Origin of the sequence: Brachybacterium sp., from assembly GCF_036379615.1 — a bacterium.
In the GTDB taxonomy this organism is placed as follows: domain Bacteria; phylum Actinomycetota; class Actinomycetes; order Actinomycetales; family Dermabacteraceae; genus Brachybacterium.
Map to the genome: position 1 here is coordinate 12,242 of NZ_DASVGJ010000066.1, position 26,432 is coordinate 38,673.

The 26,432-nt window shown below is 71.7% G+C and carries 27 protein-coding genes; 26 read left to right on the forward strand and 1 reads right to left on the reverse strand.

The window, feature by feature from the left end:
- Positions 1-63: 63 nt before the first annotated feature.
- On the forward strand, positions 64-396 hold the full coding sequence (locus tag VF289_RS13915) for a metal-sulfur cluster assembly factor (RefSeq protein WP_330884500.1): 333 nt from the start codon (positions 64-66) through the stop codon (positions 394-396).
- A gap of 233 nt (positions 397-629) precedes the next feature.
- On the opposite strand, the gene ald is transcribed toward VF289_RS13915, so the two are convergent.
- A complete protein-coding gene (ald, locus tag VF289_RS13920) occupies positions 630-1,745 on the reverse strand; it encodes an alanine dehydrogenase (RefSeq protein ID WP_330884501.1) in 1,116 nt (371 codons plus the stop codon).
- Positions 1,746-2,046: 301 nt separating this feature from the next.
- Here ald and VF289_RS13925 point away from each other — a divergent pair, with 301 nt between their 5' ends.
- From VF289_RS13925 to lgt, 25 genes are all read left to right on the forward strand, one after another.
- On the forward strand, positions 2,047-3,651 hold the full coding sequence (locus VF289_RS13925) for an ABC-F family ATP-binding cassette domain-containing protein (protein ID WP_330884502.1): 1,605 nt from the start codon (positions 2,047-2,049) through the stop codon (positions 3,649-3,651).
- A 94-nt stretch (positions 3,652-3,745) separates the two neighbouring features.
- The gene (locus VF289_RS13930) at positions 3,746-4,363 is read left to right on the forward strand and encodes a helix-turn-helix domain-containing protein (protein WP_330884503.1); all 618 of its coding nucleotides are present in this window, start codon (positions 3,746-3,748) and stop codon (positions 4,361-4,363) included.
- A 75-nt stretch (positions 4,364-4,438) separates the two neighbouring features.
- Positions 4,439-4,999, forward strand: coding sequence for an elongation factor P (gene efp, locus VF289_RS13935; RefSeq protein WP_330884504.1), 561 nt, complete (start codon positions 4,439-4,441; stop codon positions 4,997-4,999).
- On the forward strand, positions 4,996-5,541 hold the full coding sequence (gene nusB, locus VF289_RS13940; protein ID WP_330884505.1) for a transcription antitermination factor NusB: 546 nt from the start codon (positions 4,996-4,998) through the stop codon (positions 5,539-5,541). Before efp ends, nusB begins: the two co-directional genes overlap by 4 nt.
- Before the next feature lie 147 nt (positions 5,542-5,688).
- Positions 5,689-6,300: a bifunctional pyr operon transcriptional regulator/uracil phosphoribosyltransferase PyrR gene (gene pyrR, locus VF289_RS13945; protein ID WP_330884506.1), complete on the forward strand. Its 612-nt coding sequence runs from the start codon at positions 5,689-5,691 to the stop codon at positions 6,298-6,300.
- Positions 6,297-7,253, forward strand: coding sequence for an aspartate carbamoyltransferase catalytic subunit (locus VF289_RS13950; protein WP_330884507.1), 957 nt, complete (start codon positions 6,297-6,299; stop codon positions 7,251-7,253). The genes pyrR and VF289_RS13950 overlap by 4 nt, the downstream gene beginning before the upstream one ends.
- Complete coding sequence (locus tag VF289_RS13955) at positions 7,250-8,596, forward strand: dihydroorotase (protein WP_330884508.1); 1,347 nt, start codon at positions 7,250-7,252, stop codon at positions 8,594-8,596. Before VF289_RS13950 ends, VF289_RS13955 begins: the two co-directional genes overlap by 4 nt.
- Positions 8,593-9,087, forward strand: coding sequence for a hypothetical protein (locus VF289_RS13960; RefSeq protein WP_330884509.1), 495 nt, complete (start codon positions 8,593-8,595; stop codon positions 9,085-9,087). Before VF289_RS13955 ends, VF289_RS13960 begins: the two co-directional genes overlap by 4 nt.
- Complete coding sequence (gene carA / locus VF289_RS13965) at positions 9,084-10,286, forward strand: glutamine-hydrolyzing carbamoyl-phosphate synthase small subunit (protein WP_330884510.1); 1,203 nt, start codon at positions 9,084-9,086, stop codon at positions 10,284-10,286. The genes VF289_RS13960 and carA overlap by 4 nt, the downstream gene beginning before the upstream one ends.
- Entirely contained in the window at positions 10,286-13,639 is a 3,354-nt protein-coding gene (carB, locus tag VF289_RS13970) for a carbamoyl-phosphate synthase large subunit (RefSeq protein ID WP_330884511.1), read from the forward strand. Before carA ends, carB begins: the two co-directional genes overlap by 1 nt.
- The gene (pyrF, locus tag VF289_RS13975; RefSeq protein WP_330884512.1) at positions 13,636-14,511 is read left to right on the forward strand and encodes an orotidine-5'-phosphate decarboxylase; all 876 of its coding nucleotides are present in this window, start codon (positions 13,636-13,638) and stop codon (positions 14,509-14,511) included. The genes carB and pyrF overlap by 4 nt, the downstream gene beginning before the upstream one ends.
- 198 nt (positions 14,512-14,709) lie before the next feature.
- Complete coding sequence (gene mihF / locus VF289_RS13980) at positions 14,710-15,036, forward strand: integration host factor, actinobacterial type (protein ID WP_330884513.1); 327 nt, start codon at positions 14,710-14,712, stop codon at positions 15,034-15,036.
- On the forward strand, positions 15,033-15,632 hold the full coding sequence (gene gmk / locus VF289_RS13985; protein ID WP_330884514.1) for a guanylate kinase: 600 nt from the start codon (positions 15,033-15,035) through the stop codon (positions 15,630-15,632). Before mihF ends, gmk begins: the two co-directional genes overlap by 4 nt.
- A gap of 83 nt (positions 15,633-15,715) precedes the next feature.
- Positions 15,716-16,078 carry a DNA-directed RNA polymerase subunit omega gene (gene rpoZ, locus VF289_RS13990; RefSeq protein ID WP_330884515.1) on the forward strand — a complete coding sequence of 121 codons (363 nt, stop codon included), beginning with the start codon at positions 15,716-15,718 and terminating at the stop codon, positions 16,076-16,078.
- Between the two features lie 24 nt (positions 16,079-16,102).
- On the forward strand, positions 16,103-17,395 hold the full coding sequence (coaBC, locus tag VF289_RS13995; RefSeq protein ID WP_330884516.1) for a bifunctional phosphopantothenoylcysteine decarboxylase/phosphopantothenate--cysteine ligase CoaBC: 1,293 nt from the start codon (positions 16,103-16,105) through the stop codon (positions 17,393-17,395).
- A gap of 5 nt (positions 17,396-17,400) precedes the next feature.
- Complete coding sequence (metK, locus tag VF289_RS14000; RefSeq protein WP_330884517.1) at positions 17,401-18,609, forward strand: methionine adenosyltransferase; 1,209 nt, start codon at positions 17,401-17,403, stop codon at positions 18,607-18,609.
- 2 nt (positions 18,610-18,611) lie between these two features.
- The gene (gene hisI / locus VF289_RS14005) at positions 18,612-19,061 is read left to right on the forward strand and encodes a phosphoribosyl-AMP cyclohydrolase (protein WP_330884518.1); all 450 of its coding nucleotides are present in this window, start codon (positions 18,612-18,614) and stop codon (positions 19,059-19,061) included.
- Positions 19,058-20,644: an anthranilate synthase component I gene (locus tag VF289_RS14010; RefSeq protein WP_330884519.1), complete on the forward strand. Its 1,587-nt coding sequence runs from the start codon at positions 19,058-19,060 to the stop codon at positions 20,642-20,644. The genes hisI and VF289_RS14010 overlap by 4 nt, the downstream gene beginning before the upstream one ends.
- Positions 20,641-21,273 (forward strand): Trp biosynthesis-associated membrane protein, encoded by a 633-nt coding sequence (locus VF289_RS14015; RefSeq protein WP_330884520.1) that lies wholly within the window; start codon positions 20,641-20,643, stop codon positions 21,271-21,273. The genes VF289_RS14010 and VF289_RS14015 overlap by 4 nt, the downstream gene beginning before the upstream one ends.
- Positions 21,274-21,384: 111 nt before the next feature.
- Positions 21,385-21,702 carry an HGxxPAAW family protein gene (locus VF289_RS14020; RefSeq protein WP_330884521.1) on the forward strand — a complete coding sequence of 106 codons (318 nt, stop codon included), beginning with the start codon at positions 21,385-21,387 and terminating at the stop codon, positions 21,700-21,702.
- A complete protein-coding gene (locus VF289_RS14025; protein WP_330884522.1) occupies positions 21,699-22,175 on the forward strand; it encodes a DUF2752 domain-containing protein in 477 nt (158 codons plus the stop codon). The genes VF289_RS14020 and VF289_RS14025 overlap by 4 nt, the downstream gene beginning before the upstream one ends.
- 97 nt (positions 22,176-22,272) lie before the next feature.
- Positions 22,273-23,106: an indole-3-glycerol phosphate synthase TrpC gene (gene trpC / locus VF289_RS14030; protein WP_330884523.1), complete on the forward strand. Its 834-nt coding sequence runs from the start codon at positions 22,273-22,275 to the stop codon at positions 23,104-23,106.
- On the forward strand, positions 23,103-24,530 hold the full coding sequence (gene trpB, locus VF289_RS14035) for a tryptophan synthase subunit beta (protein WP_330884524.1): 1,428 nt from the start codon (positions 23,103-23,105) through the stop codon (positions 24,528-24,530). Before trpC ends, trpB begins: the two co-directional genes overlap by 4 nt.
- Complete coding sequence (gene trpA, locus VF289_RS14040; protein ID WP_330884525.1) at positions 24,527-25,387, forward strand: tryptophan synthase subunit alpha; 861 nt, start codon at positions 24,527-24,529, stop codon at positions 25,385-25,387. The genes trpB and trpA overlap by 4 nt, the downstream gene beginning before the upstream one ends.
- Before the next feature lie 14 nt (positions 25,388-25,401).
- Positions 25,402-26,331 carry a prolipoprotein diacylglyceryl transferase gene (gene lgt, locus VF289_RS14045; protein ID WP_330884526.1) on the forward strand — a complete coding sequence of 310 codons (930 nt, stop codon included), beginning with the start codon at positions 25,402-25,404 and terminating at the stop codon, positions 26,329-26,331.
- Positions 26,332-26,432 lie beyond the last annotated feature (101 nt).

Here is a 26,432-nt window from a genome sequence, read left to right on the forward strand (position 1 = left end):
CAGGCCGGCGCCCACCCCCTCGGGGCGCCGCACCGCGGCACCCCATCCCATCGGGAGGACCCCATGACCGATCAGAAGACACCGGATGCGACGGTGAGCTCCGAGGACGTCATCGAGGCGATGAAGGACGTGATCGATCCCGAGCTCGGGATCAACGTCGTCGATCTCGGTCTCGTCTACGGCGTCACCGTCGAGGGCGGCGAGGCCGTCATCGACATGACCCTGACCTCCGCCGCATGCCCGCTCACGGACGTGCTCGAGGAGCAGACCTTCGCCGTGCTCGATCCCATCACCGAGACCCACCGCATCAACTGGGTGTGGATGCCTCCGTGGGGCATGGAGAAGATCACCGAGGACGGCCGCGAGCAGCTGCGCGCCATCGGCTTCAACCTCTGACCGCTGGCCCCCGGCCCCCGGGCCCAGGCCCCCGGACCATGGGCCCCGGCCCCCGGCCCCCGGGCCCCGGGCCCCGGGCCCCGGGCATGAGAGTCACGAACAGGGGCGAATCCGCGATGGATTCGCCCCTGTTCGTGACTTCCGCCGTCCGGTGACCGGCCCGGCGACCGGTTCGGCGACCGTGTGGCTGGAGTGCGGTGACCGTGCGGCTGGCGTGCGGCGGCGGCGCCGATTCAGTCGAGCAGTGACTCCGCACGGGTGACCTCGAGGCCGTGCGCCTCGCCGGTGCCCGCGTGGGTGAGCCTGCCCGCGTGCGTGTGGAGCCCCTTGGCCAGGGACTCGTCGGCACGCAGCGCCTCCTGCCAGCCAGCGCCCGCGATCTTCAGGATGTAGGGCAGGGTCGCGTTGTTCAGCGCCGCCGTCGCCGTGACCGGCACCGACCCGGGCATGTTCGCCACGCAGTAGTACACGGCGTCGTGCACGCGGAACGTGGGATCGTCATGCGTGGTGGGACGGGAGTTCTCGAAGCAGCCGCCCTGATCGATCGCGACGTCCACCAGCACCGAGCCGGGCTTCATCTCCGCGACCATCTCATCGGTCACCAGCTTCGGTGCGCGCTTGCCCGGGATCAGCACCGAGCCCACCACCACGTCGGCGCGGCGGATCTCCTCGGCGAGGTCGAGCGCCGTCGAGTACCGGGTGAGGATCCCGCCGTGGTGCATGGTGGCGATCTGGCCCAGACGCGCGACGTCGAGGTCCATCACGGTGACATTCGCGTGCAGGCCGTGCGCCATCATCGCCGCCTGCTCGCCGACCACACCGCCGCCGATCACCAGCACGTTCGCCTCGGTCGTGCCCGGCACACCGCCCATCAGCACCCCGGCCCCGCCGAGCGGCGCCATCAGGTGATAGGCGCCGACCTGAGCGGCCAGCCGCCCCGCGATCGCGCTCATCGGCGCGAGCAGGGGGAGTGAGCGGTCAGGGCGCTGCACCGTCTCGTAGGCGATCGCCGTGGTGCCGGAGTCCAGCAGTGCCCCGGTGAGCTGCTGGTCCGCCGCGAGATGGAGATAGGTGAACAGGATCTGGCCTCGGCGCAGCCGCCCGTACTCCTCGGGGAGCGGCTCCTTGACCTTGATGATCATCTCGGCCAGCGCCCAGAGCTCGTCCGCCGAGTCCAGGACGGTCGCCCCTGCCGTACGATAGTCCTCGTCGCTCACGCGGGAGCCGACGCCGGCACCCTTCTCGACCACCACGTCGTGGCCTCGTGCGACGAGCTCGTGGACGCCCGCAGCGCCCAGACCCACCCGGTTCTCGTTGTTCTTGACCTCCCGGGGTACCCCGATCCGCATGTCGCGCCTCTCTGCTGTGACTGCCGGCCCCGATCCGGGCCGCTGGGCCCAGCATGTCACCCCGCGGGTCCACCAGGACCCCGCAACGCGGACTCCGCATCACGGACCCCGGGCTCGTCAGCAGGACCCGCGGACTCGACGGCCGTGGTGGCCGGCTGTGGTGCGCGGCACCGTCGGCCGGTATTCGCAGGCTCTCGGAGCGCTGCGGCCCTAGACTCGATGCGGCCCTGTGCGGCCGGACCCCCGCCGGGCCGGTGCCCGCATGCGGTCCCGCAGTCATCGTCCGAACAGGAGCCCGCCCGTGATCACCGTGCACGACCTCGCCATCCGAGTCGGCGCCCGGCTCCTGATGAGCGGCGTCTCCTTCCAGATCACCGCGGGTGACCGGGTGGGGCTGGTGGGTCGCAACGGCGCCGGCAAGACCACCCTGACCAAGGTGCTCTCGGGCACTCTGGACCCCTCCGAAGGCAGCGTCGAGATCGCCGGGGAGCTCGGCTACCTCCCGCAGGACACCCACACCGGTGAGGACACCGAGCCGGTGCTCTCCCGGATCCTCTCCGCCCGCGGTCTCGACGGCATCTTCAAGAAGCTGCGTCGTGCCGAGGAGGAGATGGGGGACATGAGCCTCACCGAGGCGCGCCGGGAGAAGGCGATGAACCGCTACCCCCGGATCGAGGCGGAGCTCGACGCGGCCGGCGGCTATGCCGCGGAGGCCGAGGCCAAGCGGATGGCCGCGAACCTCGGGCTGCCCAACCGTCTGCTCGAGCAGGACCTCGGCACCCTCTCCGGCGGCCAGCGCCGTCGCGTGGAGCTCGCGCGGATCCTGTTCTCCCAGGCCTCCACCATGATCCTGGACGAGCCCACCAACCACCTCGACCACGATTCGATCGTGTGGCTGCGCGAGTACCTGATGGGCTACCGGGGAGGGCTGATCATCATCAGCCACGACGTGGAGCTGGTCGAGCACGTCGTGAACAAGGTCTTCTACCTCGACGCGAACCGCGCCGAGATCGACATCTACAACATGGGCTGGAAGCTGTACCAGCGCCAGCGCGAGGACGACGAGAAGCGACGCAAGCGCGAGCGCACGAACGCCGAGAAGAAGGCCACCCAGCTCACCGCGCAGGCGGAGAAGATGCGCGCGAAGGCCACCAAGGCCGTCGCCGCGCAGAACATGCTCAAGCGAGCCGAGCGGATGCTCGACGGCGTCGAGGGGGAGCGCCAGAAGGACCGCGTCGCCTCCCTGCGCTTTCCGAAGCCCGCTCCCTGCGGGAAGACGCCGCTGATGGCGCAGGACCTCTCGAAGTCCTACGGCAGCCTCGAGATCTTCACCAGCGTGGATCTCGCGATCGATCGCGGCTCGAAGGTCGTCATCATCGGGCTCAACGGTGCGGGCAAGACCACCCTGCTGCGGATCCTCGCCGGGGTGGACGAGCCGGACACCGGCGGTCTGCTGCCCGGCCACGGCCTGCGGATCGGCTACTACGCACAGGAGCACGAGACCCTCGACGTGGACCGGACCGTGCTCGAGAACATGATGACCGCGGCCTATGAGCTGCCCGAGGTCGAGGCCCGCAAGATCCTCGGCTCCTTCCTCTTCACCGGCGATGACGTCCACAAGCCCACCCGCGTCCTCTCCGGCGGTGAGAAGACCCGCCTCGCGCTCGCGACCCTCGTCGTCTCCAGCGCGAACGTGCTGCTGCTGGACGAGCCGACGAACAACCTCGACCCCGCCAGCCGTGAGGAGATCCTCGGGGCGCTCGCGGCCTTCGAGGGCGCTGTGGTGCTGGTCTCGCACGATCCCGGCGCCGTGGCGGCGCTGAACCCCGAGCGGGTGCTGATGATGCCGGACGCGGTCGAGGACCTCTGGAACGCGGAGTACCAGGAGCTCATCGAGCTGGCGTGAGCACCGCCCCGCAGCGCACCGCGCGGCGTCGGACGATCAGCTGTCGCATGGCGTAATCTGCTGGACAGCCGCTGAACGCTGTGAAAGGTGCTGCATGTTCGTCCTCTCCTTCTCGGGTCGGCCCGGTCACGGCCGCACGGCCTCGGACCCCGTCCCCGCCCTGCTCGAGGCGCTCGACGAGCTCGACCTGCCGCTGAGCCCCGAGCGCACCGCCGGACCCGAGGCGCTCGCCCTGGCCGGTCGCTCCCAGGAGGCGCTCGAGGCGCTGCTGCGCGGGCACGAGGTGGGCGGGCTCGCCATAGGGCTCGGCATTGGCGCGGTGCAGCGCCCCCTGCCCGGCTCGGTGCGGGAGCTGTCGGGCCCCGCCGTGGAGGCGGCCGCCGAGGCTCTTCGCGCCGCGAGCACCACCTCCCAGGTCCCGCTCGCCGTCCGTGCCGCGGATATGCGCCATCAGGACACCGCCGCCGACGTCGAGGCGGTGCTGCGTCTGGTGGGCTGGATGATCCGCGCCCGCAGCCGAGGTCAGTGGGAGGCGGTCCACGCGCTCCGCCTCGGCCCGTCGGCCACCCAGGCCCAGCTCGCGGAGCGCCTGGGGGTGACCCAGCAGACGGTCTCCCGTGCGGTGAAGACCAGCGGATGGCGCGAGGAGAGCGCCGCGCATCCGCTCGCCGTGCGGCTGCTGAGCATGATCGACCTCACGTCAGCCCGCTGAGGCTCCCACGGACCCGGTGCCGCTCCGCCCCTGCGCGCTATCCTTGGTCCGCCACGACGACAACCGAGGAGACCCATGGCGACGACGAACGATCTGAAGAACGGGATGGTCCTGGTGCTGGACCAGCAGCTCTGGAGCGTGGTCGAGTTCCAGCACGTGAAGCCGGGCAAGGGGCCCGCCTTCGTGCGCACGAAGCTGAAGAACGTGATGTCCGGCAAGGGTGTGGACAAGACCTTCAACGCCGGCGTGAAGGTCGAGACCGCCACGGTCGACCGCCGTGACATGCAGTTCTCCTACCTCGACACGGACATGTACGTGTTCATGGACACCTCGAACTGGGAGCAGACCAGCCTCACCGAAGAGGTCGTCGGCAACGCCAAGGACTTCATGATCGAGGGCCAGGACGTCGTCATCGCCTTCCACGAGGGCCAGGCGCTGTTCGTCGAGCTGCCCACCTCCGTGGTGCTGACCATCGAGTTCACCGAGCCGGGCCTGCAGGGCGACCGCTCCAGCGGCGGCACCAAGCCCGCGCGTCTCCAGACCGGCCGCGAGATCCAGGTCCCGCTGTTCCTCAACGAGGGCGACCAGGTCAAGGTCGACACCCGAAGCGGCGACTACCTCGAGCGCGTCAAGTGACCTCAGGCTCTGCCGCAGAGGGCCCCGGGGCGCGACCCGCCCCCCGGGGCACCGGCCTGCCCCATCCCACCCGGGAGGGTGCCGAGGTCGAGTTCGAGCGCACGGTTCCGGCTGCCGCCGATCGCCTGCACGGCCGGTCCCGGGACCGGATCCGGGCGGTCGACGTGCTCTTCGAGGCCGATGCCAAGCACGCGGACGTGCGCGACGTGCTCCAGGAGCGCCTGCAGCGGACGGCGGCGCAGTCCCCGCTGCCGCAGCGCTCCCGTGAGCTCGTGGAGCTCTACGCCCGGCATGTCGCGGACATCGACGAGGACCTCGCCACCCATTCGAGGGACTGGCCGCTGCACCGCATGCCCGCGGTGGACCGTGCGATCCTCCGCCTCGGCAGCGCCGAGGTGCTCTACGGCGAGGAGGAGTCCGCGCGCGGAGCGATCATCGGCGAGTACACCAAGATCGCCGAGGTGCTGTCCACCGATGACTCCCCGCGATTCGTCAACGGGCTGCTCCAGCGGCTCGTGGACGTGCGCGGACTGCTCTCCTGAGCCGCGCTGCTCGCCTGAGCCTCGCGGTGTCCGAGGGGCGGGCGGCTGCGGCCGCCCCGACCCGGGCCGAGTAGCATCGGTCACGCTCATCTGAGCACGCCACCCTTTAACGACACGTCCTGTGAGGCGTGGAAGGGAGAATCACCCATGACCGCACGACCCCGAATCCTCGATCCCGCAGGAGCCGACAGCTCCCGCGTGCTGGGCCCCGAGGAGATCCGCCGGGCGCTCACCCGCATCGCGCACGAGATCCTCGAGAGCGGCCACGGCGCCGACGACCTCGTCCTGCTGGGCATCCCGCACCGCGGCGTGCCGCTCGCCCGGCGCCTGGCGGAGCAGATCGCCCGAGCCGAAGGGCGAGGCGACGCCGAGGACCCCACTGAGCTGTACGGCGCGCTGGACATCACCATGTACCGCGACGACCTGCGCTCGAACCCCACCCGGGCCCCCAGCCCCACGCGGATCCCTCGCGCCGGCGTCGACGGTCGCACCGTCGTGCTGGTCGATGACGTGCTCTACTCCGGCCGCACCGTCCGCGCCGCCCTCGACGCCCTCGGCGCGATCGGCCGGCCCGCCGCGGTGAGACTCGCGGTGCTCGTGGACCGCGGCCACCGCGAGCTGCCCATCCGCGCGGACCATGTCGGCAAGAACCTGCCCACCGCCCGCACCGAGCGGGTCCACGTGCAGCTCTTCGAGACCGACGGCACCGATGCGGTCGACATCGTCCGCCCAGCCGCCGCCGAGGGGGAGAGGGCATGAGGCACTTCATCTCGATCGCCGATCTCACCCGTGAGGAGGCGCTGAGCGTGCTCGCGACCGCCGAGCACATGGCCCAGACCCAGTCGCGCGCGATTCGCAAGCTCCCCACGCTCGTGGGCGCCACCGTGGTGAACCTCTTCTTCGAGGACTCCACCCGCACCCGGATCAGCTTCGAGGCCGCGGCCAAGCGCCTCTCGGCCGATGTCATCAACTTCTCCGCCAAGGGGTCGAGCCTGTCCAAGGGCGAATCGCTCAAGGACACGGCGCTGACCCTCCAGGCCATGGGAGCCGACGCGGTGGTGGTGCGCTCCGCCTCCTCCGGCGCCGCCCACCTGCTCGCCCATGCCGGATGGATCGATCAGCCGATCGTCAACGCCGGCGACGGTGCGCACGAGCACCCCACCCAGGCGATGCTCGACGCCTTCACTCTGCGCCGCCACCTGCGCCCCGGGGACCCTGCCGCGGGCCTGGATGGGCTGCACGTGGTGATCGTGGGCGATGTCCTGCACTCGCGGGTGGCGCGCTCGAACGTGCTGCTGCTGACCCTGCTCGGCGCCCGCGTCACCCTCGTCGCCCCGCCCGCGCTGGTGCCCGTCGGGGCCTCCGCCTGGCCCTGCGCGATCCGCTACGACCTCGACGCCGCTCTCGCGGACGCTCCCGACGCCGTGATGATGCTGCGGGTGCAGCGCGAGCGGATGGTCGGCGGCGGCTACTTCCCGACCGAGGGGGAGTACTCGCGGCGCTACGGCCTCACCGTCGCGCGGGCCGCGACCCTGCCCGCGCATGCGATCGTGCTGCACCCCGGACCGATGAACCGCGGATTCGAGATCGCCGGATCCGTCGCGGACTCCCCGCGCAGCGTCATCGTCGAACAGGTCGCCTCGGGCGTCTTCGTCCGGATGGCCGTCCTCTACCACCTGCTCGCCACGGACGCCCGGGAGGCGACCTCATGACCTCTGCGACCACCCCTGCTGCTGAGCCCTCGCACACCGCGACCGACCCGGTCCCGCTGCTGATCCGGGGCGGCCGCCCCTATGGCGAGGAGATCCAGGACCTGCTCCTGGTGGACGGCCGCATCGAGGCCGTCGGCACCGAGCTGGACGCCCCCGCCGGCACGGAGATCATCGAGGCCGACGGCTGCATCGTGCTGCCCGGCCTGGTCGACCTCCACACCCACCTGCGCGAGCCCGGTGGTGAGGAGGCCGAGACCGTCGAGACCGGCACCATGGCCGCCGCCCGCGGCGGCTTCACCGCCGTCCATGCCATGGCCAACACCACCCCCGTCGGAGACACCGCGGGCGTCGTCGAGCAGGTGGCCCGCCGCGGGGACAGCGCCGGCTGGTGCGCGGTGCGCCCCGTCGGCGCGGTGACCGTGGGCCTGGCGGGGGAGCGGCTCGCCGAGCTCGACGCGATGGCGAACTCCCGGGCGAAGGTCCGCGTCTTCAGCGACGACGGGAAGTGCGTCCACGACCCGGTGCTGATGCGGCGGGCGCTCGAGTACGTGAAGTCCTTCGACGGAGTGATCGCCCAGCACGCACAGGACCCGCGGCTCACCGAGGGCGCCCAGATGCACGAGGGCGTGGTCTCCGCGGAGCTGGGTCTGACCGGCTGGCCCGCAGTGGCCGAGGAATCGATCATCGCCCGTGACGTGCTGCTGGCCCAGCACGTCGGCTCGCGCCTGCACGTGTGCCACCTCTCGACCGCCGGGAGCGTGGACATCATCCGCTGGGCGAAGCAGCGCGGCATCGCCGTGACCTGTGAGGTCACCCCGCACCACCTGCTGCTGACCGACGAGAGCGTGCGCCAGTTCGACGCCGTCTTCAAGGTGAACCCGCCGCTGCGCACCGCTGCGGACGTCGAGGCCGTCCGTGAGGGCCTCGCCGACGGCACCATCGACATCGTCGCCACCGACCACGCCCCGCATCCCCGCGATGCCAAGGACCGCGAGTGGGATCAGGCGGCGATGGGCATGACCGGGCTGGAGACGGCCCTGTCCCTGGTCCAGCTGACCATGGTCGGCGAGAGCCGGCTGAGCTGGCGCGACGTGGCCCGGGTGCTGTCCGAGAAACCCGCCGAGATCGGGCGCGACGAGGACCAGGGCCGGCCGCTGGCCGCCGGTTCGCCGGCGAACCTGCTGGTCTGGGATCCGCGCCCGGTACGGGTGACCGACCCCTCCGAGCACGCCTCGCTCAGCCGCAACTCGCCCTTCGCCGGGCTGGAGCTGCCCGGCGCGAACCGGCTCACCGTGCTCGCCGGTCGCCCCACCGTGCGCGACGGACGGGTGGTGCAGCGATGAGCGATCGGCTCGTCCCGGTCCTGCTGCTGCTGCTCCTGTTCGTCGCCGTCCTCACCGCCATGGCATGGGGCTGGCGACGACGCGGCCGCTCGCAGCAGCATCTGCCCGCGCCGTCGGACCGTTCCCTCGATCAGCTGGACGAGCACAGCGCGCACGGCCCGGTGGACGCGATCTATGTCGACACCGTGCTCGCCGAGCAGCCGCTCGAGCGGGTCGTCGCCCACGGCCTCGGGCAGCGTGCCAGAGCCCGGGTGACCGTCGGCGATGCAGGCTCCTGGCGCATCGAGCGCGAGGGGGCCCCGCACCTCACGATCCCTGCCGCCGACCTCGAGGAGATCACCTCCGGGCCCGGCATGGCCGGGAAGTTCATCGGCGGCGACGGACTGCTCGTCCTCCGCTGGCGCCTCGGCGACCAGCTCCTCGACACCGGCCTGCGGCTCGCCCGGCGCGCCGACCACGACCTCCTGCTCTCCTGGAAGGAGCACGCATGACCCCCTCCGCTTCCCCCACCGCCACGAGGCCCCCGCGCCGTACGCGCACCGAGAAGGCGCTGCTGATCCTCGAGGACGGCACCGTCCTGCGCGGCTCCGCCTACGGCGCCCGCGGCTCCCGCTTCGGTGAGGTCGTCTTCACCACCGGCATGACCGGCTACCAGGAGACCCTCTCGGACCCCTCCTACGCCGGGCAGATCGTCGTGCAGACCGCCCCGCACATCGGCAACACCGGCGCGAACGCCGAGGACATGGAGTCGCGGAAGGTGTGGGTGCGCGGCTATGCCGTGCGCGACGCCAGCCGCATCGCCTCGAACCACCGTGCCGAGCAGACGCTCGACGAGCTGCTCATCAGCAGCGACGTCGTGGGCATCAGCGACATCGACACCCGGATGCTCACCCGCATTCTCCGCGAGACCGGCTCCCTGCGCGGCGGCATCTTCTCCGGGGACGCGCTGGAGTCCAGCGAGGAGCAGCTGCTCACCCAGGTGCGGGATCAGCCCGCGATGAGCGGGGCGAACTTCCTCGAGGAGGTCACCATCGCCCAGCCCGTGGTGCTCGAGCCGGAGGGCGAGGTGCGCGCGACCGTCGCCGCCGTGGACCTCGGCATCAAGGGCGCCTCCCCGCGCAGCATGCTCGCGCGCGGCCTGCGGGTGCACCTGCTGCCGGCGACCACCCCCCTCGAGGACCTGCTGGCGCTGGCACCCGATGCCGTCTTCTTCTCCAACGGACCGGGCGACCCGGCCGCCGCGACCACGCAGATCGAGCTGCTGCGCGGGGTGCTGGACGCCGGGGTGCCCTTCTTCGGCATCTGCTTCGGCAACCAGCTGCTGGGCCGCGCCCTCGGCTTCGGCACCTACAAGCTGAAGTTCGGCCACCGCGGCATCAACCAGCCCGTCCAGGACCGTGAGACCGGACAGGTGGCGATCACCGCGCACAACCACGGCTTCGCTGTCGACGTCCCGCTGGAGGGCGAGCACGTCGCCCCGCACGACGCCGGGCGCTACGGCCGGGTCGTCGTCTCCCATGTGGGCCTCAACGACGACGTGGTCGAGGGACTGCGCTGCCTCGACCGACCGGCGTTCTCGGTCCAGTACCACCCCGAGGCGGCCGGTGGCCCGCACGACGCCTCTCCCCTCTTCGACCGTCTGGCCGAGCTCGCGATCGCCCACCGCGCCTCTGCCTCCAAGGAGTCCTGATGCCCCGTCGCCCCGATCTCACCTCCGTCCTGGTCATCGGCTCCGGGCCGATCGTCATCGGTCAGGCCGCGGAGTTCGACTACTCCGGCACCCAGGCCTGTCGCGTGCTGCGCGAGGAGGGCCTGCGGGTCATCCTCGTCAACTCCAACCCGGCCACGATCATGACCGATCCGGACATCGCCGATGCCACCTACATCGAGCCGATCGATCCGCAGATCATCCGCACCATCATCGAGAAGGAGCGGCCCGACGCGCTGCTGCCCACCCTCGGGGGCCAGACCGCGCTGAACGCCGCGATCGCCCTCGCGAACGACGGCACCCTCGAGGAGTTCGGCGTCGAGATGATCGGCGCGAGCCTGGACGCCATCAACAAGGCCGAGGACCGCCAGCTGTTCAAGGAGGTCGTCGAGCGGGTGGGCGGTGAGTCGGCGCGCTCGCGGATCTGCCACTCGATGGACGAGCTGCTCGCGGCCGCGGACGACCTCGGCTACCCGATGGTCGTGCGCCCCAGCTTCACCATGGGCGGGCTCGGCTCCGGCATGGCCTACGACGAGAAGGACCTGCGCCGCATCGGCGGCGACGGCCTGCACTACTCGCCCACCTCCGAGGTGCTGCTGGAGGAGTCGATCCTGGGCTGGAAGGAGTTCGAGCTCGAGCTCATGCGCGACAGCGCCGACAACTGCGTCGTGATCTGCTCGATCGAGAACGTGGACCCCGTCGGCGTCCACACCGGCGACTCGGTCACCGTCGCGCCCGCGCTCACCCTCACCGACGTCGAGATGCAGGAGCTGCGCGACCTCGGCATCGCGATCATCCGCGAGGTGGGCGTCGACACCGGCGGCTGCAATGTGCAGTTCGCGACCCACCCCGAGACTGGCCGCATCGTGGTCATCGAGATGAACCCGCGCGTCTCGCGCTCCTCGGCGCTGGCCTCCAAGGCCACCGGCTTCCCGATCGCGAAGATCGCCGCCCGCGTGGCGATCGGCTACACGCTCGACGAGATCCGCAACGACATCACCGGGACCACCCCGGCGAGCTTCGAGCCCGCCCTGGACTACGTGGTCGTCAAGGTGCCGCGCTTCGCCTTCGAGAAGTTCCCCGCCGCGGACGCGACGCTGACCACCACGATGAAGAGCGTCGGCGAGGCCATGGCTCTGGGCCGCAACTTCACCGAGGCCCTCGGCAAGGCGCAGCGCTCCATCGACGTCAAGGGCGCCTCGCTCTCCTACACCGGCACGCCGCCCACGGCCGCCGAGGTCACCGAGCTGGTGGACGCCTCCCGCACGCCCACCGCCGAGCGCCTGGGGGACATCGGCCGGATCCTGTGGTCCGCCGCCGAGGGGATCGTGGATCCTGCCGAGACCGTCGAGCGCCTGGTGGAGGCCACCGGCATCGACCGCTGGTTCCTCGACCAGATGCTGATCATCGCCGAGATCGCCGCCGAGATCCGCGCGAGCGCGGTGCTGGACGCCGACCTGCTGTCCCTGGCCAAGCGCCACGGCCTCTCCGACGACCAGATCGGCGCCCTGAGCAGCCACAGCGGCGACGTGGTCAAGGGGGTGCGCGAGGCGCTCGGCATCAACCCCGTCTTCAAGACCGTGGACACCTGCGCCGCCGAGTTCGCCTCCGCCACGCCGTACCACTACTCGACCTACGACCAGGAGACCGAGGTCGAGCCGCGCGAGCGCCCGGCGGTGCTGATCCTGGGCTCGGGCCCCAACCGCATCGGCCAGGGCATCGAGTTCGACTACTCGTGCGTCCACGCCGCCCTGGCGCTGGGCAACCCGGAGCTGCCCGGCGGCGGCTACGAGACGGTCATGATCAACTGCAACCCCGAGACGGTCTCGACCGACTACGACATCGCCGACCGGCTCTACTTCGAGCCGCTCACCTTCGAGGACGTGGTCGAGGTCTACGAGGCGGAGAAGGCCGCCGGACCGGTCGCCGGGGTCATCGTCCAGCTGGGCGGCCAGACCCCGCTGGCGCTCGCACGCCGGCTCGAGGCCGCGGGCCTGCCGATCATCGGCACCAGCCCGGCCGCCATCGACAACGCCGAGGACCGCGGCCACTTCGGTGCGCTGCTGGCCGAGGCGGACCTCCCCGCTCCGCCCTACGGAACCGCCTGGGCCCTCGGCGACGCGATCGAGGTCGCCGCGAAGGTCGGCTACCCGGTCCTGGTGCGCCCGAGCTACGTGCTCGGCGGCCGCGGCATGGAGATCGTCTTCGACGAGGCCGGACTGGTCGACTACGTCGGCCGCAACCTGCCCGACGGCGGCCGCGCCGAGGCGCCGATCCTCATCGACAGCTTCCTGGACACCGCGATCGAGATCGACGTCGACGCCCTCTACGACGGCACCGAGCTGTACCTCGGCGGGGTCATGGAGCACATCGAGGAGGCGGGCATCCACTCCGGCGACTCGGCCTGCACCCTGCCCCCGGTCACCCTCTCCGATGCGGTGCTCGAGCGCATCCGCACCTCGACCCTCGCGATCGCCGAGGGCGTGGGCGTGCGCGGCCTGCTGAACATCCAGTACGCCCTCTCCCACGGTGTGCTCTACGTGCTCGAGGCCAACCCGCGCGCCTCCCGCACCGTGCCCTTCGTCGCGAAGGCCACGGGCGTCCCGCTCGCGCAGGCCGCGGCGCTGCTGATGGCCGGCAGCTCGATCGCGGAGCTGCGGGCCGGGGGAGTGCTGCCTGCCGAGGGCGACGGAGCGGACCTGCCCGACGACTCGCCCATCGCGGTCAAGGAGGCGGTGCTGCCGTTCAAGCGCTTCCGCACCCATGAGGGACGCGCCGTGGACTCCGTGCTCGGCCCGGAGATGCGCTCCACCGGCGAGGTGATGGGCCTGGACTCCACCTTCCCGCTCGCCTTCGCGAAGTCCCAGCTGGCGATCTCCGGTCAGGGCCTGCCCACCTCCGGCACCGCCTTCGTCTCGGTGGCCGATCGTGACAAGCGCTCCCTCCCGCTGCCGGTGGCGCGCCTGGCGGCCCTCGGCTTCGAGATCCTCACCACCGCCGGCACCGGCCGGGTGCTGCGCCGCTACGGCATCCCCTGCCGCGTGCTGCGCAAGGCCTCCGAGCCCGGCGACGAGGCGAGCGTCATCGAGCTCATCGAGGGCAGCAGGGTCGACCTCGTGCTCAACACGCCCTCCGGCTCCAACGCCCGCGTCGACGGGTACGCGATCCGCGCGGCCGCCACCAGCATGGACGTGCCGATGATCACCACCCTGCAGGAGTTCCAGGCGGCGGTGCAGGCGATCGAGGCCCGACCCGTGGAGCCCTTCCAGGTGACGAGCCTGCAGGACCACACCGCCCGCCTCGCCGCGGCACGCGGCCAGCGGGTCGGCGCGTGACCGGCACGCAGAACGGGCCGGAGCGCGGCCCGGTGGGGGCGGAGAGCTTCGGGGAGCGGCTGCGCCGGGCCGTGGACTCCCACGGCCCGGTGGTCGCCGGCATCGACCCCCACCCCTCCCTCCTGGAGGCATGGTCGCTGCCGGACACGCCGGAGGGGCTGCGGCAGTTCTCCCGGAGCGCACTGTCCGCGGTGCAGGGCGAGGTCGCAGCGATCAAGCCGCAGTCCGCATTCTTCGAACGGCACGGCTCCGCCGGCGTCGCGGTGCTCGAGGAGCTGCTGGCCGTCGCCCGGGAGATCGGAGTGCTGAGCATCCTCGACGTCAAGCGCGGGGACATCGGATCGACGATGTCCGCCTACGCCCAGACGCACCTGCTCCCGGGCGCCCCGCTCGAGGCCGACGCGATCACGGCGAGCCCGTACCTGGGTGCCGGATCGCTCGACCCGGCGGCGGAGCTCGCCGCCGCGCACGGCAAGGGACTGTTCCTGCTGGCCCTCACCTCGAACCCGGACGGTCCGCAGGTCCAGCACGCCCGCACCGCCGCCGACACGCCGGTCGCCCTCGAGATCGCGCGACACGCCGAGGAGATCGGTGCGGGACGTCCAGGGGAGTGGTCGAGCGTGGGCCTGGTGGTCGGAGCGACCGTCGGCGACGCCTACCGGCGGCTGGGCCTGGACCGCGCCGCCCCGTCGGTGCCGCTGCTCGCTCCGGGCTTCGGGGCACAGGGCGCCGGCCCCGACCAGCTGACCGAAGTGTTCGGAGAAAACGCAGGTCACGTGCTGGTCTCGCTGTCCAGGGGGCTGCTCTCGGCCGGTCCCGTCGAGGCGGCGCTGAGGGCTCGCGCCCAGACCCTGCGGGCGCTCTACTCCTGAGCCGGCCGGGGCCGCGGCGCCCGCCGATCGGCCGGCGACGCGACACCGCCGCAGGAGCCTGCGTGGAGTGTCGATTCGCACCGGACCAGCGGCGAAGGGCGTCAAAAGTGCCTTCCGCCACGATTTTGGGGTTACGCTCTTCCCACATCGAGATCCTCCCGGATCTCCACGTCACCAGCGACAGAAGAGGTAAGAACAGTGGCTCTCCCTCCCCTCACCCCTGAGCAGCGGGCCGAGGCCCTGAAGAAGGCCGCCGAAGCTCGCCGCGAGCGCGCCGCGATCAAGGCCCGTCTGAAGGACAGCGCCGGTCACCGCGGCGAGGAGATCAAGAAGGTCCTCAAGGAGGCAGAGTCGAACGAGATCGTCGGCCGCCTCCGCGTGTCCGCGCTCCTGGAAGCACTGCCCGGTGTGGGCAAGGTCAAGGCACAGCAGATCATGGAGGAGATCGGCATCTCGCCCTCCCGCAAGATCCGCGGCCTCGGCTCGCACCAGGCGGAGAAGCTCGTCGCGCACTTCGCCGAGTGAACGATTCCTCCACCGGGGCCGACGCCAGCACGGCGTCGGCCCCGGTCACCGTTCTGGCCGGACCCACCGCCGTGGGCAAGGGCACCGTCTCGGCGGCGATCCGCGCCCGGTACCCGGAGATCTGGCTCTCCGTCTCCGCGACCACGCGGGCTCCCCGCCCCGGTGAGGTCGACGGGGTGCACTACCGCTTCGTGAGCGAGGAGGAGTTCTCCTCCCTGATCGAGGCCGGTCAGATGCTCGAGTGGGCCGTGGTCCATGGCCGCAACAAGTACGGCACCCCGCGAGGTCCCGTCGAGGAGAAGGTCGCCGAAGGGCGGCCGGTGCTGCTCGAGATCGACCTGGCCGGAGCCCGCCAGATCCGCGAGTCCCTGCCCGAGGCCCGCTTCGTCTTCCTGGCCCCACCGGACTGGGACACTCTCGTCGAGCGCCTCGTGGGGCGGGGCACGGAGGACGCCGAGGAGCGCACGCGCCGCCTGGAGACCGCGAAGGTCGAGCTCGCCGCCGAGAGCGAGTTCGACGTCACGATCGTCAACGACACGGTCGACGGCGCGGCCGACGAGCTCGCCCGCCTGCTCGGGGTGCGCGACCTCACCTGACCTCGCACGCTCCCGCCCTCGCCCCCACGCGGGGAAGGGCGTATCCTGGTGCGTCGCACGCCAAAACTCTTGAAGGGACATCCGTGGCCGGAACAGTCGCACAGCCCGAAGGCATCACGAACCCGCCGATCGATCGTCTCCTGGAGACCGTCGACTCGAAGTACGCCCTGGTGCTCTACTCCTCCCAGCGCGCCCGCCAGATCAACGCCTACTACTCGCAGCTCTCCGAGGGCCTGCTGGAGTTCGTCGGCCCGCTGGTGGACGTCGAGAACCAGGAGAAGCCGCTCTCGATCGCGCTGCGCGAGATCGACGAGGGCCTGCTCACGGTCCGCGAGATCGACGAGGATGAGTACGCCGCCCAGAACGAGCCGGACCCGAACGCTCCGGCTCCGCTGCTGCTCGGCGACGAGGCCCCCGAGATCCCGCCCACCGACTTCCCGCTCTGATCCCGGCTCACGCTGGGTGATCCGATGAGCAGCGCGCCGCGCACCCTCGCCGGTGCCCGCATCCTGGTCGGTGTCGGCGGAGGCATCGCCGCCTACAAGACCGCGCACCTGGTGCGCGGTCTTGTCGGTGAAGGCGCCGATGTCCGGGTCGTGCCCACCGTGTCCTCGCTCGAGTTCGTGGGCGCCGCGACGTGGGAGGCGCTCAGCCACCACCCGGTCCTGACCTCCGTCTTCGAGGATGTCGAAGAGGTCGCGCACGTCCGCTTCGGCCAGCAGGCCGATCTCGTGGTCATCGCCCCCGCCACCGCGGACCTGCTCGCCAGGTTGCGCATGGGACGCGCCGACGACCTCCTGACCGCCTCCGCCCTGGTCACACGCGCCCCCGTGGTGGTGGCGCCCGCGATGCACACCGAGATGTGGGAGCACCCCTCCACGCTCGAGAACGTCGCCGTGCTGCGCGAGCGCGGCGTCACCGTGCTCGAGCCCGCGGTCGGGCGGCTCACCGGACCGGATTCCGGTCCGGGCCGGCTCCCGGAGCCGAGCGCGATCCTCGATGCCGCCCGTGCCGCGATCGCCGCACCCCGGGACGAGCGCGGCGCGGTGCGCCGTGATCTAGTCGGCCGGGAGCTGCTGATCACCGCCGGCGGCACCCGCGAGGAGCTCGACCCCGTCCGCTTCCTGGCCAACCACTCCTCGGGTCGGCAGGGCTGGGCGCTGGCCCACGCCGCTCTGGCGCGCGGGGCCCGGGTGCGCCTGGCCGCAGCGAACGTCGACCTCGAGACCCCGCCCGGGGCGCGCCGACTGGACGTGGGCAGCGCCGCCGAGCTCGCGGAGCTGGTCGCCGCGCATCGGCGCGAGGTCGATGCGCTGATCATGGCCGCCGCCGTCGCGGACTTCACCGCCGCAGAGCGGGCCACGGCGAAGATCAAGAAGGACGAGATCGCCGGGGACGGCAGCGATGCGGTGCCGGCGATCGCGCTGCGCCGCACCCAGGACATCCTGCGTCACAGCGTGCTGGACCGCGCAGCGCACCACGCGGAGACCGGGGAGGCCGGGCCCGCGATCGTCGGCTTCGCGGCGGAGACCGGCGGTGAGGACGCCTCGGCCCTCGAGCTCGGCCGGGCGAAGGCACGCAGGAAGGGCGCGGACCTGCTGGTCTTCAACGACATCACCAGCGGCGTGTTCGGCGCCGCGGACAACGCGGTGCGGATCCTGGATCACGACGGCGAGGAGATCGCCCGCGCGGAGGGCACCAAGACCCTCGTCGCCCACGCCGTGCTCGACGCCCTGCTCCCCTCCCTGCCGGAAGTATCCTGAACCCCATGACCACCAGCGAGCTGCGCACCTTCACGTCCGAATCGGTCACCGAAGGGCATCCCGACAAGATCTGCGATCAGATCTCCGACGCCATCCTCGACGACCTGCTGGCGCAGGATCCCGGAGCGCGTGTCGCCGTGGAGACGATGGTCACCACCGGTCTGGTCCACGTCGCGGGCGAGGTCCGCACCACCGGCTACAGCGATGTGGCGAACATCGTGCGCGATGTGATCCGGGAGATCGGCTACGACTCCTCGGAGAAGGGGTTCGACGCCGACTCCTGCGGTGTCGAGGTCTCGATCGGCGCGCAGTCCCCGGACATCGCCCAGGGCGTGGACACGTCCTTCGAGGCCCGGGGCGATCTCGCGGCCGAGGCCTTCGCGAAGCTCGGCGCCGGTGACCAGGGCCTGATGTTCGGCTATGCCTGCCGCGACACCCCCGAGCTGATGCCGCTGCCGATCCACGCCGCGCACCGCCTTACCGGGAACCTCTCCGCGGCCCGCCGCGACGGTGTGCTCCCGTACCTGCGGCCGGACGGCAAGACCCAGGTCTCGATCGGCTACGACGAGGACGGGGTGGCCCGCAGCGTCGACGCGATCGTGGTCTCCACGCAGCACAGCGACGAGGTCGACCTGGTCAGCCAGCTCGCCCCCGCGATCTCGAAGGTCGTCATCGCCCCCGTGCTCGAGGACCTCGAGGCCCTCGGACTGGACACCTACGACGTCACCACGCACATCAACCCCTCCGGCCGCTTCGTGCTCGGCGGTCCCAAGGGCGATGCGGGCCTCACCGGGCGCAAGATCATCGTGGACACCTACGGAGGCATGGCCCGCCACGGCGGCGGCGCGTTCTCCGGCAAGGACCCCAGCAAGGTGGACCGCTCCGGCGCCTACGCGATGCGCTGGGTCGCCAAGAACATCGTCGCCGCAGGTCTCGCGGACCGCTGCGAGGTCCAGGTCGCCTATGCGATCGGCGTCGCCGAGCCGGTGGGTCTGTACGTCGAGACCTTCGGCACCGGCCGCGTCCCCTCGCATCAGATCGCCGCCGCGGTCCGGAAGGTCTTCGACCTGCGCCCGGCGGCCCTCATCGACGCCCTGGACCTGCTGCGCCCGATCTACGCGCTGACCTCCGTGCACGGCCACTTCGGTCGTGAGCTGCCGGAGTTCACCTGGGAGCGCACCGACCGTGCCGAGGAGCTGGAGCGCGCACTGTGACCATGCCTGATCGTCCCGCTGATACCCCTGCTGACACCCCCGTCGGGACCGCCTCGACCGCTGCCTCGATCTCTGCCCCCGCAGCGCACCTGGATCCCGAGCTCGCCGCTCGCCTCAAGCGGGACGGGGCAGGACTGCTCACCGCGGTGGTGCAGGATGCCACCGACCACCGGGTGCTGATGGTCGGCTGGATGGATGATGAGGCGCTGCACCGCACCCTGTCGACGGGACGCGTCACCTACTGGTCCCGCTCCCGTGGCGAGTACTGGCGCAAGGGCGACACCAGCGGCCACGTCCAGTGGGTGCGCTCCGTCGCGCTGGACTGCGACGGCGACACCCTGCTGGTCACGGTCGACCAGGTCGGCGCGGCCTGCCACCGCGGCACCGACACCTGCTTCGACGGCGGCGACCTCGGCGCCCTCGTCCTGGACGCTGCGGAGCGCACCGCATGAGCGAGCAGACCACTCCCGCACGGGCCGAGGCCTACCCCGAGCAGGTCGGCGGCCGCGAAGGGGACGCGCTCGGCGTGATCGTGCCGGACCGCGAGACCTTCCGGGCGCTGGCCGCCCGGCAGCGCGTGGTCCCGCTCAGCATGCGCCTTCTGGCAGATGAGGACACCCCGGTCTCCCTCTATCGCCGACTCACCGCCGAGGGCGGCACCCGCGGCACCTTCCTGCTCGAGTCCGCGGGCGAGGGCGAGGACTCGCGCTACTCGATCATCGGCACCCGCGCCCGCGCCGTCCTCACCGAACGGGACGGTCAGGCCCACTGGCGAGGCGACGTCCCTGCCGGGGTCCCCACCACCGGCAGCCCCGTCGAGGCACTCCGCGCTGTGACCAGTGCTTTCCGTGCCGCCAGGCAGGCGCACCTGCCGCCCTTCTCCGGCGGGATGGTCGGGTACGTCGCCTACGACGCGGTCCGGTACTGGGAGAGGCTCGAGGACTCCCCGCCCGACGAGATCGGCCTGCCCGACCTCTCGATGCTGCTCGCCCAGGACGTGGTCGTCCACGACGCCCACGACTCGACCGTCGTGCTGGTCGCCAACGCCCTGAACCTCAACGCCACCGACGACGGCGTCGACGCCGCCTACGAGGACGCCCTCGAGCGGCTGGCGAGGATGCGCGAGCGCCTGCGGACCCCGCTCGAGAGCGGCCCGGTGGTGTACGACTCGGTGCGCGAGCTCGAGCCCAAGGCCCGCACTTCGCAGCTGGAGTACGAGCGGGCAGTGCACGAGGCCGTGCGCGACATCGTCGACGGAGAGATCTTCCAGGTGGTGCCCTCGCAGCGGTTCTCGTTGCCGATCGCCGCGGATCCGTTGGACGTGTACCGGGTGCTGCGCCGCATGAACCCCAGCCCGTACATGTATCTGCTGCGCACCGAGGATGCCTCCGGCGAGCCGGTCGATGTGGTCGGGGCGAGCCCCGAGTCGCTGGTCAGCGTGCGCGGGAGCACCGCCACCACCCATCCGATCGCCGGCTCCCGGCCGCGCGGAGCGACGCCGGAGGAGGACGAGCGGCTGGGCGCCGAGCTGCTCGCCGACCCCAAGGAGCGCTCGGAGCATCTGATGCTGGTCGATCTGGCGCGCAACGACCTGCAGAAGTTCTGCGACCCCGGCACGGTGGTGGTGCGCGACTTCATGCAGCTCCAGCGCTTCTCCCACATCCAGCACATCGTCTCCACCGTCACCGGGCGGCTGCGAGAGGACGTGCAGGCCTATGACGCGCTGCGCGCCACCTTCCCGGCCGGCACCCTCTCCGGAGCGCCGAAGCCCTCGGCGATGCGGATCATAGACCGTCTCGAGCCGGTCCGTCGCGGCGTCTACGGCGGCACGGTCGGCTACGTCGACTTCGCCGGTGATATGGACATGGCGATCGCGATCCGCACGGCGGTGATCAAGGACGGCACCGCCCACGTCCAGGCCGGCGGGGGAGTGGTCGCCGATTCCGACGCCACCATGGAGCATCGGGAGACCCAGTCCAAGGCGGCCGCCGCGCTGCGGGCCGCCGCCGCGGCAGACACCCTCCGCCCGGCATGAGTGCCCCGTCCCCAGCCTCTCGCCACCGGCTCCCCGGACGCCGCACCACCGTCCTGGCCGGTACCGCGGCCTCCGCTGTGCTGGCGGGCACCTCGCGCCTGACCTGGATCGAGGCGGCCGCTCCGGACCTCACCGGGGTCGAGCAGCAGGTGAGCGTGCTCGGCGCCGACGCCGCTCCCGCCGTGCTCGCCCTCGCCCTGATGGCGATCGCCGCCTCTCTCGCGACGTCGCTGTCCTCGGCCTGGGTGCGCTTCCTCACGGGCCCGGTGCTGCTGCTGGGCGGTGGGGGCGCCGCCGTCGCCGCGCTCGGGGTGGTCCGCGATCCGGCAGGGGCCGCCGGCTCCGCCGTGACCTCCTCCACCGGGGTGCTCGGCGCGGCCGTGGAGGCGCAGACCACGATGTGGCCGCTGCTGACCCTGGTCCCCGCCCTCGCGGTGCTCGGGATCGGTCTGCTGGTGCTGCTCGCCGGCGGCGGCTGGCCGCGGCGCACCCGTTATCGCAGCGCCGCTGTCCGGACCACCGCGGATCCCGCCGAGGATCCGGCGGCCGCCTGGGATGCGCTCAGTCGCGGCGTCGATCCGAGCGTGGGGGAGCCCGCCGATCGGGAGACGTCACCGAACGAGCGGTGACGGGTCTCACCTGGTGCGGGACGCCCCCTGACCACCGGCGGACAGTGCACCGCCACCCACCCGATGACGTGGCACAATAGCGTCGACCGGGACCCTGACTGGAGAAGGATCATGCCCAAGAGCTACGCAGTTCCCCCGCCCCCTCATCACAACGAGGGCAAGACCGTCGCGGCCTGGACCATGAACCTCGGCATCGTCCTCGGTTCCCTCGGCATCGGTGTCGGCATGGTCTGGTCGGAGCAGCTGAGCATCCTGATCTGGGTCGGCGCCGGAGTGATCCTCCTGGCCGTGCTGGTCGGTCTGGTGCTCTCCAAGGCCGGGCTCGGTCAGCCGCGCGGCTACGGCCTGAGCCAGGCTGCCCGCACCGCGGACGGCAGCTCCGGCGCCAACGCGCGCTCCGGGCGGCCCGCCGAGGCCGACGCGAGGTGACCACGGCGGCGCGAGGGACCTCCAGCACCGCTCCCGAGCGTGTGCCCGGCCCTCCCGCCCACGGGCCGCGACGAGCTCTGCTCCCGCTGCTGATCGGTGCGGGCGGTCTCGCTCTCGCCGCCCTGGTCCAGCTGGTCTTCGACCCGTTCCGCACCCACATCCCGCTGTGCGTGCTCCATCAGCTCACGGGGCTGGACTGCCCGGGGTGCGGTGCGATCCGCTCCGTGCACGCTCTGCTGGACGGTGACCTGCTGCTGGCGCTGCGCAGCAACGCACTGGTCATCACCGCCATTCCGCTGCTCGCGATCGGCCTGGTCGCCTGGGCCGTGCGTCGAGCTGCCGGTCTGCGCACCCAGCTTCTGCCCTCACGGACCGTGCTGCTCGTGCTGGTGGGGATCGCCGTGCTCTACGCGGTGCTGCGGAACCTGCCGATGTTCTGGTTCCTCGCCCCGATCTCGTACGTCGGCGGATGACACCGCCCCGGTACCCCCGACTCCGACGTCCCGACCCCGACGGCACGGCCCCGACACCGTGGTGACCGCCCGTCCCGACCTGCTGCAGGAGGCCCGCGTGACCACCACCGGAACCGTTCTCGACGAGATCATCGTCGGTGTGCGAGAGGATCTCGCCGTGCGTCGCGCCGACGTGCCCGATGCGGAGATCGAGCGCAGGACCCGCTCCGCCTCCCCGGCCCTGGATGCCCGCGCGCATCTGCTGGGTGATGGCACCACCATGGGACTGATCGCCGAGGTCAAGCGCTCCAGCCCCTCCAAGGGTGCCCTCGCCGAGATCCCCGAGCCCGCTGAGCTCGCCGCGGTCTACGCGGACTCCGGCGCCTGCGCCATCAGCGTGCTCACCGAGCAGCGCCGCTTCCGAGGCTCCCTGGCGGACCTCGACGCGGTCCGCGCCCGGGTCGAGGTCCCGGTGCTGCGCAAGGACTTCGTGGTCGAGCCGTACCAGGTGTTCGAGGCCCGCGCCCATGGCGCCGATCTGGTGCTGCTGATCGTCGCCGCCCTCGACGATGCCCTGCTGCGAGAGCTGTACGAGCTCATCGCCGATCTCGGCATGCAGGCCCTGGTGGAGACACATACCGAGGAGGAGCTCGAGCGCGCGCTCGCCCTCGGGGCGGACATCATCGGCGTCAACGCCCGCAATCTCAAGGACCTCACCGTCGACCTCGGCCGGGCCGCGGACCTCCTGGGCCGGATCCCCGCCGGACCGCTCGCCATCGGCGAGTCCGCCGTGGTCTCCGTCGCCGAGGTCGAGGCCTACGCCGCCGCCGGGGCCGACGCCGTGCTGGTGGGCGAGGCGCTGGTCACCTCCGGCGACGCCGCCGTCGCCGTCTCCTCGTACCGTCGGGTGGCCCGCCGCGGCCGCCCCGTCCCGGAAGGAGCTCAGGCATGAGCAGTCCCCACCACGACCGTCCGCACTCCGAGCGTCCCCTCTCCGAGCAGGTGCTCACCGACCTCGCCCGGCCCGCCGGCGAGCTGCGCTCCGAGGCGGGGCCGTACTTCGGCGACTTCGGGGGTCGCTTCCTCCCCGAGGCCCTGGTACCCGCCCTCGACGAGCTCACCGAGGTGTACGAGAAGGCGATCATCGACCCCGAGTTCACCGCTGAGCTGCGTCACCTCGCCGCCGAGTACACCGGCCGGCCCTCGCTGCTGTCCGAGTCCCCGAGGTTCTCCCGGCTCGCCGGCGGGGCACGGATCCTGCTGAAGCGGGAGGATCTCAACCACACCGGCAGCCACAAGATCAACAACGTGCTCGGCCAGGCGCTGCTGACCCGCCGCATGGGCAAGACCCGCGTGATCGCCGAGACCGGCGCCGGCCAGCACGGCGTCGCCACGGCCACCGCCGCGGCCCTGTTCGGACTGGACTGCACGATCTACATGGGCGGCGAGGACACCGAGCGCCAGGCGCTGAACGTGGCCCGGATGCGCCTGCTGGGCGCCGAGGTGATCCCCGTCGAGCAGGGATCACGCACCCTCAAGGACGCTATCAACGAGGCCTTCCGCGACTGGGTCGCCAACGTCGAGACCACCCACTATCTGCTGGGCACCGTGGCCGGTCCCCACCCTTTCCCCGCGATGGTGCGCGACTTCCACCGCATCATCGGCGAGGAGGCCCGCGCCCAGACCCTCGAGCGCGTCGGCCGCCTGCCGGACGCGGTCGTCGCCTGCGTGGGCGGCGGCTCCAACGCGATGGGCATCTTCCACGCCTTCCTCGACGACACCGATCCGCTGGTGCGCCTGATCGGCTGCGAGGCCGGCGGCGACGGCATCTCCTCCGGTCGCCACTCCGCGACCCTCAACGGCGGCTCCGCCGGGGTGCTCCACGGCGCCCGCAGCTTCGTGATGCAGGACGAGGACGGCCAGACCATCGAATCCCATTCGGTCTCCGCCGGGCTGGACTACCCCAGCGTCGGCCCGGAGCACGCCTGGCTCGCGGACATCGGCCGTGCCGAGTACCGGGTGGTCGACGACGGGCCCGCCATGGACGCCTTCGCGCTGCTGTCGATGACCGAGGGCATCATGCCCGCCATCGAATCGGCCCACGCCCTCGCCGGCGCGCTGGAGCTCGGCCGGGAGCTCGGGGAGGACGCCGTGATCCTGGTGAGCCTCTCGGGCCGCGGGGACAAGGACGTGGACACCGCCTCGCGCTGGTTCGGCCTGGTCGGCGACGACCCCGCTCGAGCCGACCTGGACGCGCTGCGGGCCGCCTCCCGCGAGACCCTCGGTGACACTGCCGCTGCCGCTGCCGCAGGCACGGCCACCACCGCTGGCACCACTGCCGCCACCGACACCGACACGCCGGAGGAGTCCCGATGACCACCGCAGACCCCGCTGGTGCCGCTGGCGCCGCCGACACGGCGCGCCTGCGATCGGGCGAGGCGCTGGATCGCGCCCGCTCCGAGGGCCGCGCCGCGCTCATCGGCTACCTGCCCGTCGGCTTCCCCGATCTGCAGCGCTCGATCGAGGCCGCCCGCATCCTCATCGATCACGGCGCCGACATGATCGAGCTGGGGCTGCCGTACTCGGACCCCGTCATGGACGGTGCCGTGATCCAGCAGGCCGCCTCCGCCTCCCTGGCCGGGGGGACCCGCACCCGTCACGTGCTCGAGGCCGTCGAGGCGCTCTCGGGACGGGGCGCGGCGATCCTGGTGATGAGCTACTGGAACCCGATCCTCGCCTACGGCCCCGACACCTTCGCACGTGATCTCGCGGCCGCCGGCGGCGCGGGCGTGATCACGCCGGACCTCATCCCCGACGAGGGCGCCGACTGGATCGCCGCGAGCGAGGAGCACGGCGTGGACCGCGTGTTCCTGGTCGCACCGAGCTCACCGCGGGACCGGCTCGCGCATGTGGTCTCCCACACACGAGGATTCGTCTACGCGGCGAGCACGATGGGTGTCACCGGCACCCGAGCCAGCGTCTCCGCAGCCACGGAAGGCCTGGTCGAGCGCACGCGGGCCGCCGGTGCGGAGAACGTCTGCGTGGGGCTCGGCGTCTCGAACGGTGAACAGGCCGCGCAGGTCGGCGCGTACGCTGATGGAGTGATCGTCGGGTCCGCCTTCGTGCGCGCCCTGGTCGAGAACCAGGGCGACGATGCGGCGGCACGCACCGCCCTCGCAGCGGTGGCCGATGACCTGCGCGCCGGCGTCGAGCGTGCTCGCACCCAGACCTGAGGGGAGATGAGGACATGATCCCGAGCCCTTCGATCTCTGCCCTCTCCCTGGGGCCGCTGACCATCCACTTCTACGCCCTGTGCATCCTCTCGGGGATCGCGGTGGCGATGTGGTGGGCGACCAAGCGCTGGGAGAAGCGCGGCGGTGACGGGGACGCCTTCTTCGACATCATCTTCGTCGCGGTGATCGCCGGGATCGTCGGCTCCCGCATCTGGCACGTGCTGACCTCCCCGGAGCCGTTCTTCGGACCTGACGGGGATCCGCTCGCGGTGCTGTACATCTGGCAGGGCGGGCTCGCGATCTACGGCGGCGTGGCCGGGGGCGCCCTCGCCGTCTGGTTCATGGCACGGCACAAAGGGGTCTCCTTCACGGCGCTCGCGGACACGGTCGCCCCGACCCTGCTGATCGCGCAGGTGCTGGGCCGCTTCGGCAACTGGTTCAACCAGGAGCTCTACGGGCCCGCGCTGGATGCCTGGTGGGCCTGGGACGTCACCTGCGTGAGCAACGGGCAGACCATCGGCGGCTGCGTGCCGGGAACCTACCACCCGACCTTCCTGTACGAGCAGCTGTGGAACCTCGCCGGTCTCGCCGTCCTGCTGCTGCTCAGCCGCCGCTTCCAGTGGGCGGGCGGCCGCGTGTTCTGGGCCTATGTCGCGATCTACTCCACCGGCCGCGCCTGGATCGACGCGATCCGCTCCGAGCCGGTCCTGATGATCGGTCCGCTGCGCATCCACACCGTGGTCGCGATCCTGATGGCCCTGGTGGGCGTCGCGATCTTCCTGTACCTCACCCAGCGCAAGCTGCGTCGTGGGGGAGAGGTCGTCGCCGCCGACGGCTCCTTCGAGCTGCCCGCGCAGACCGAGGGCAACGGCCCCGACGAGGACGAGGACGAGAAGTCCGGCACGCCCCCCTCCGCCGGCGCGGACCGGGCACCCGGACCCTAGGGAGCAGCCCCCACCGAGCGACGCGGAGCGTCAGCCCGGGAGGCATGCCCAGGACGGGTGCTCGTCGCGTACGACGACCCCGTCACTGGATTCCCACCCGG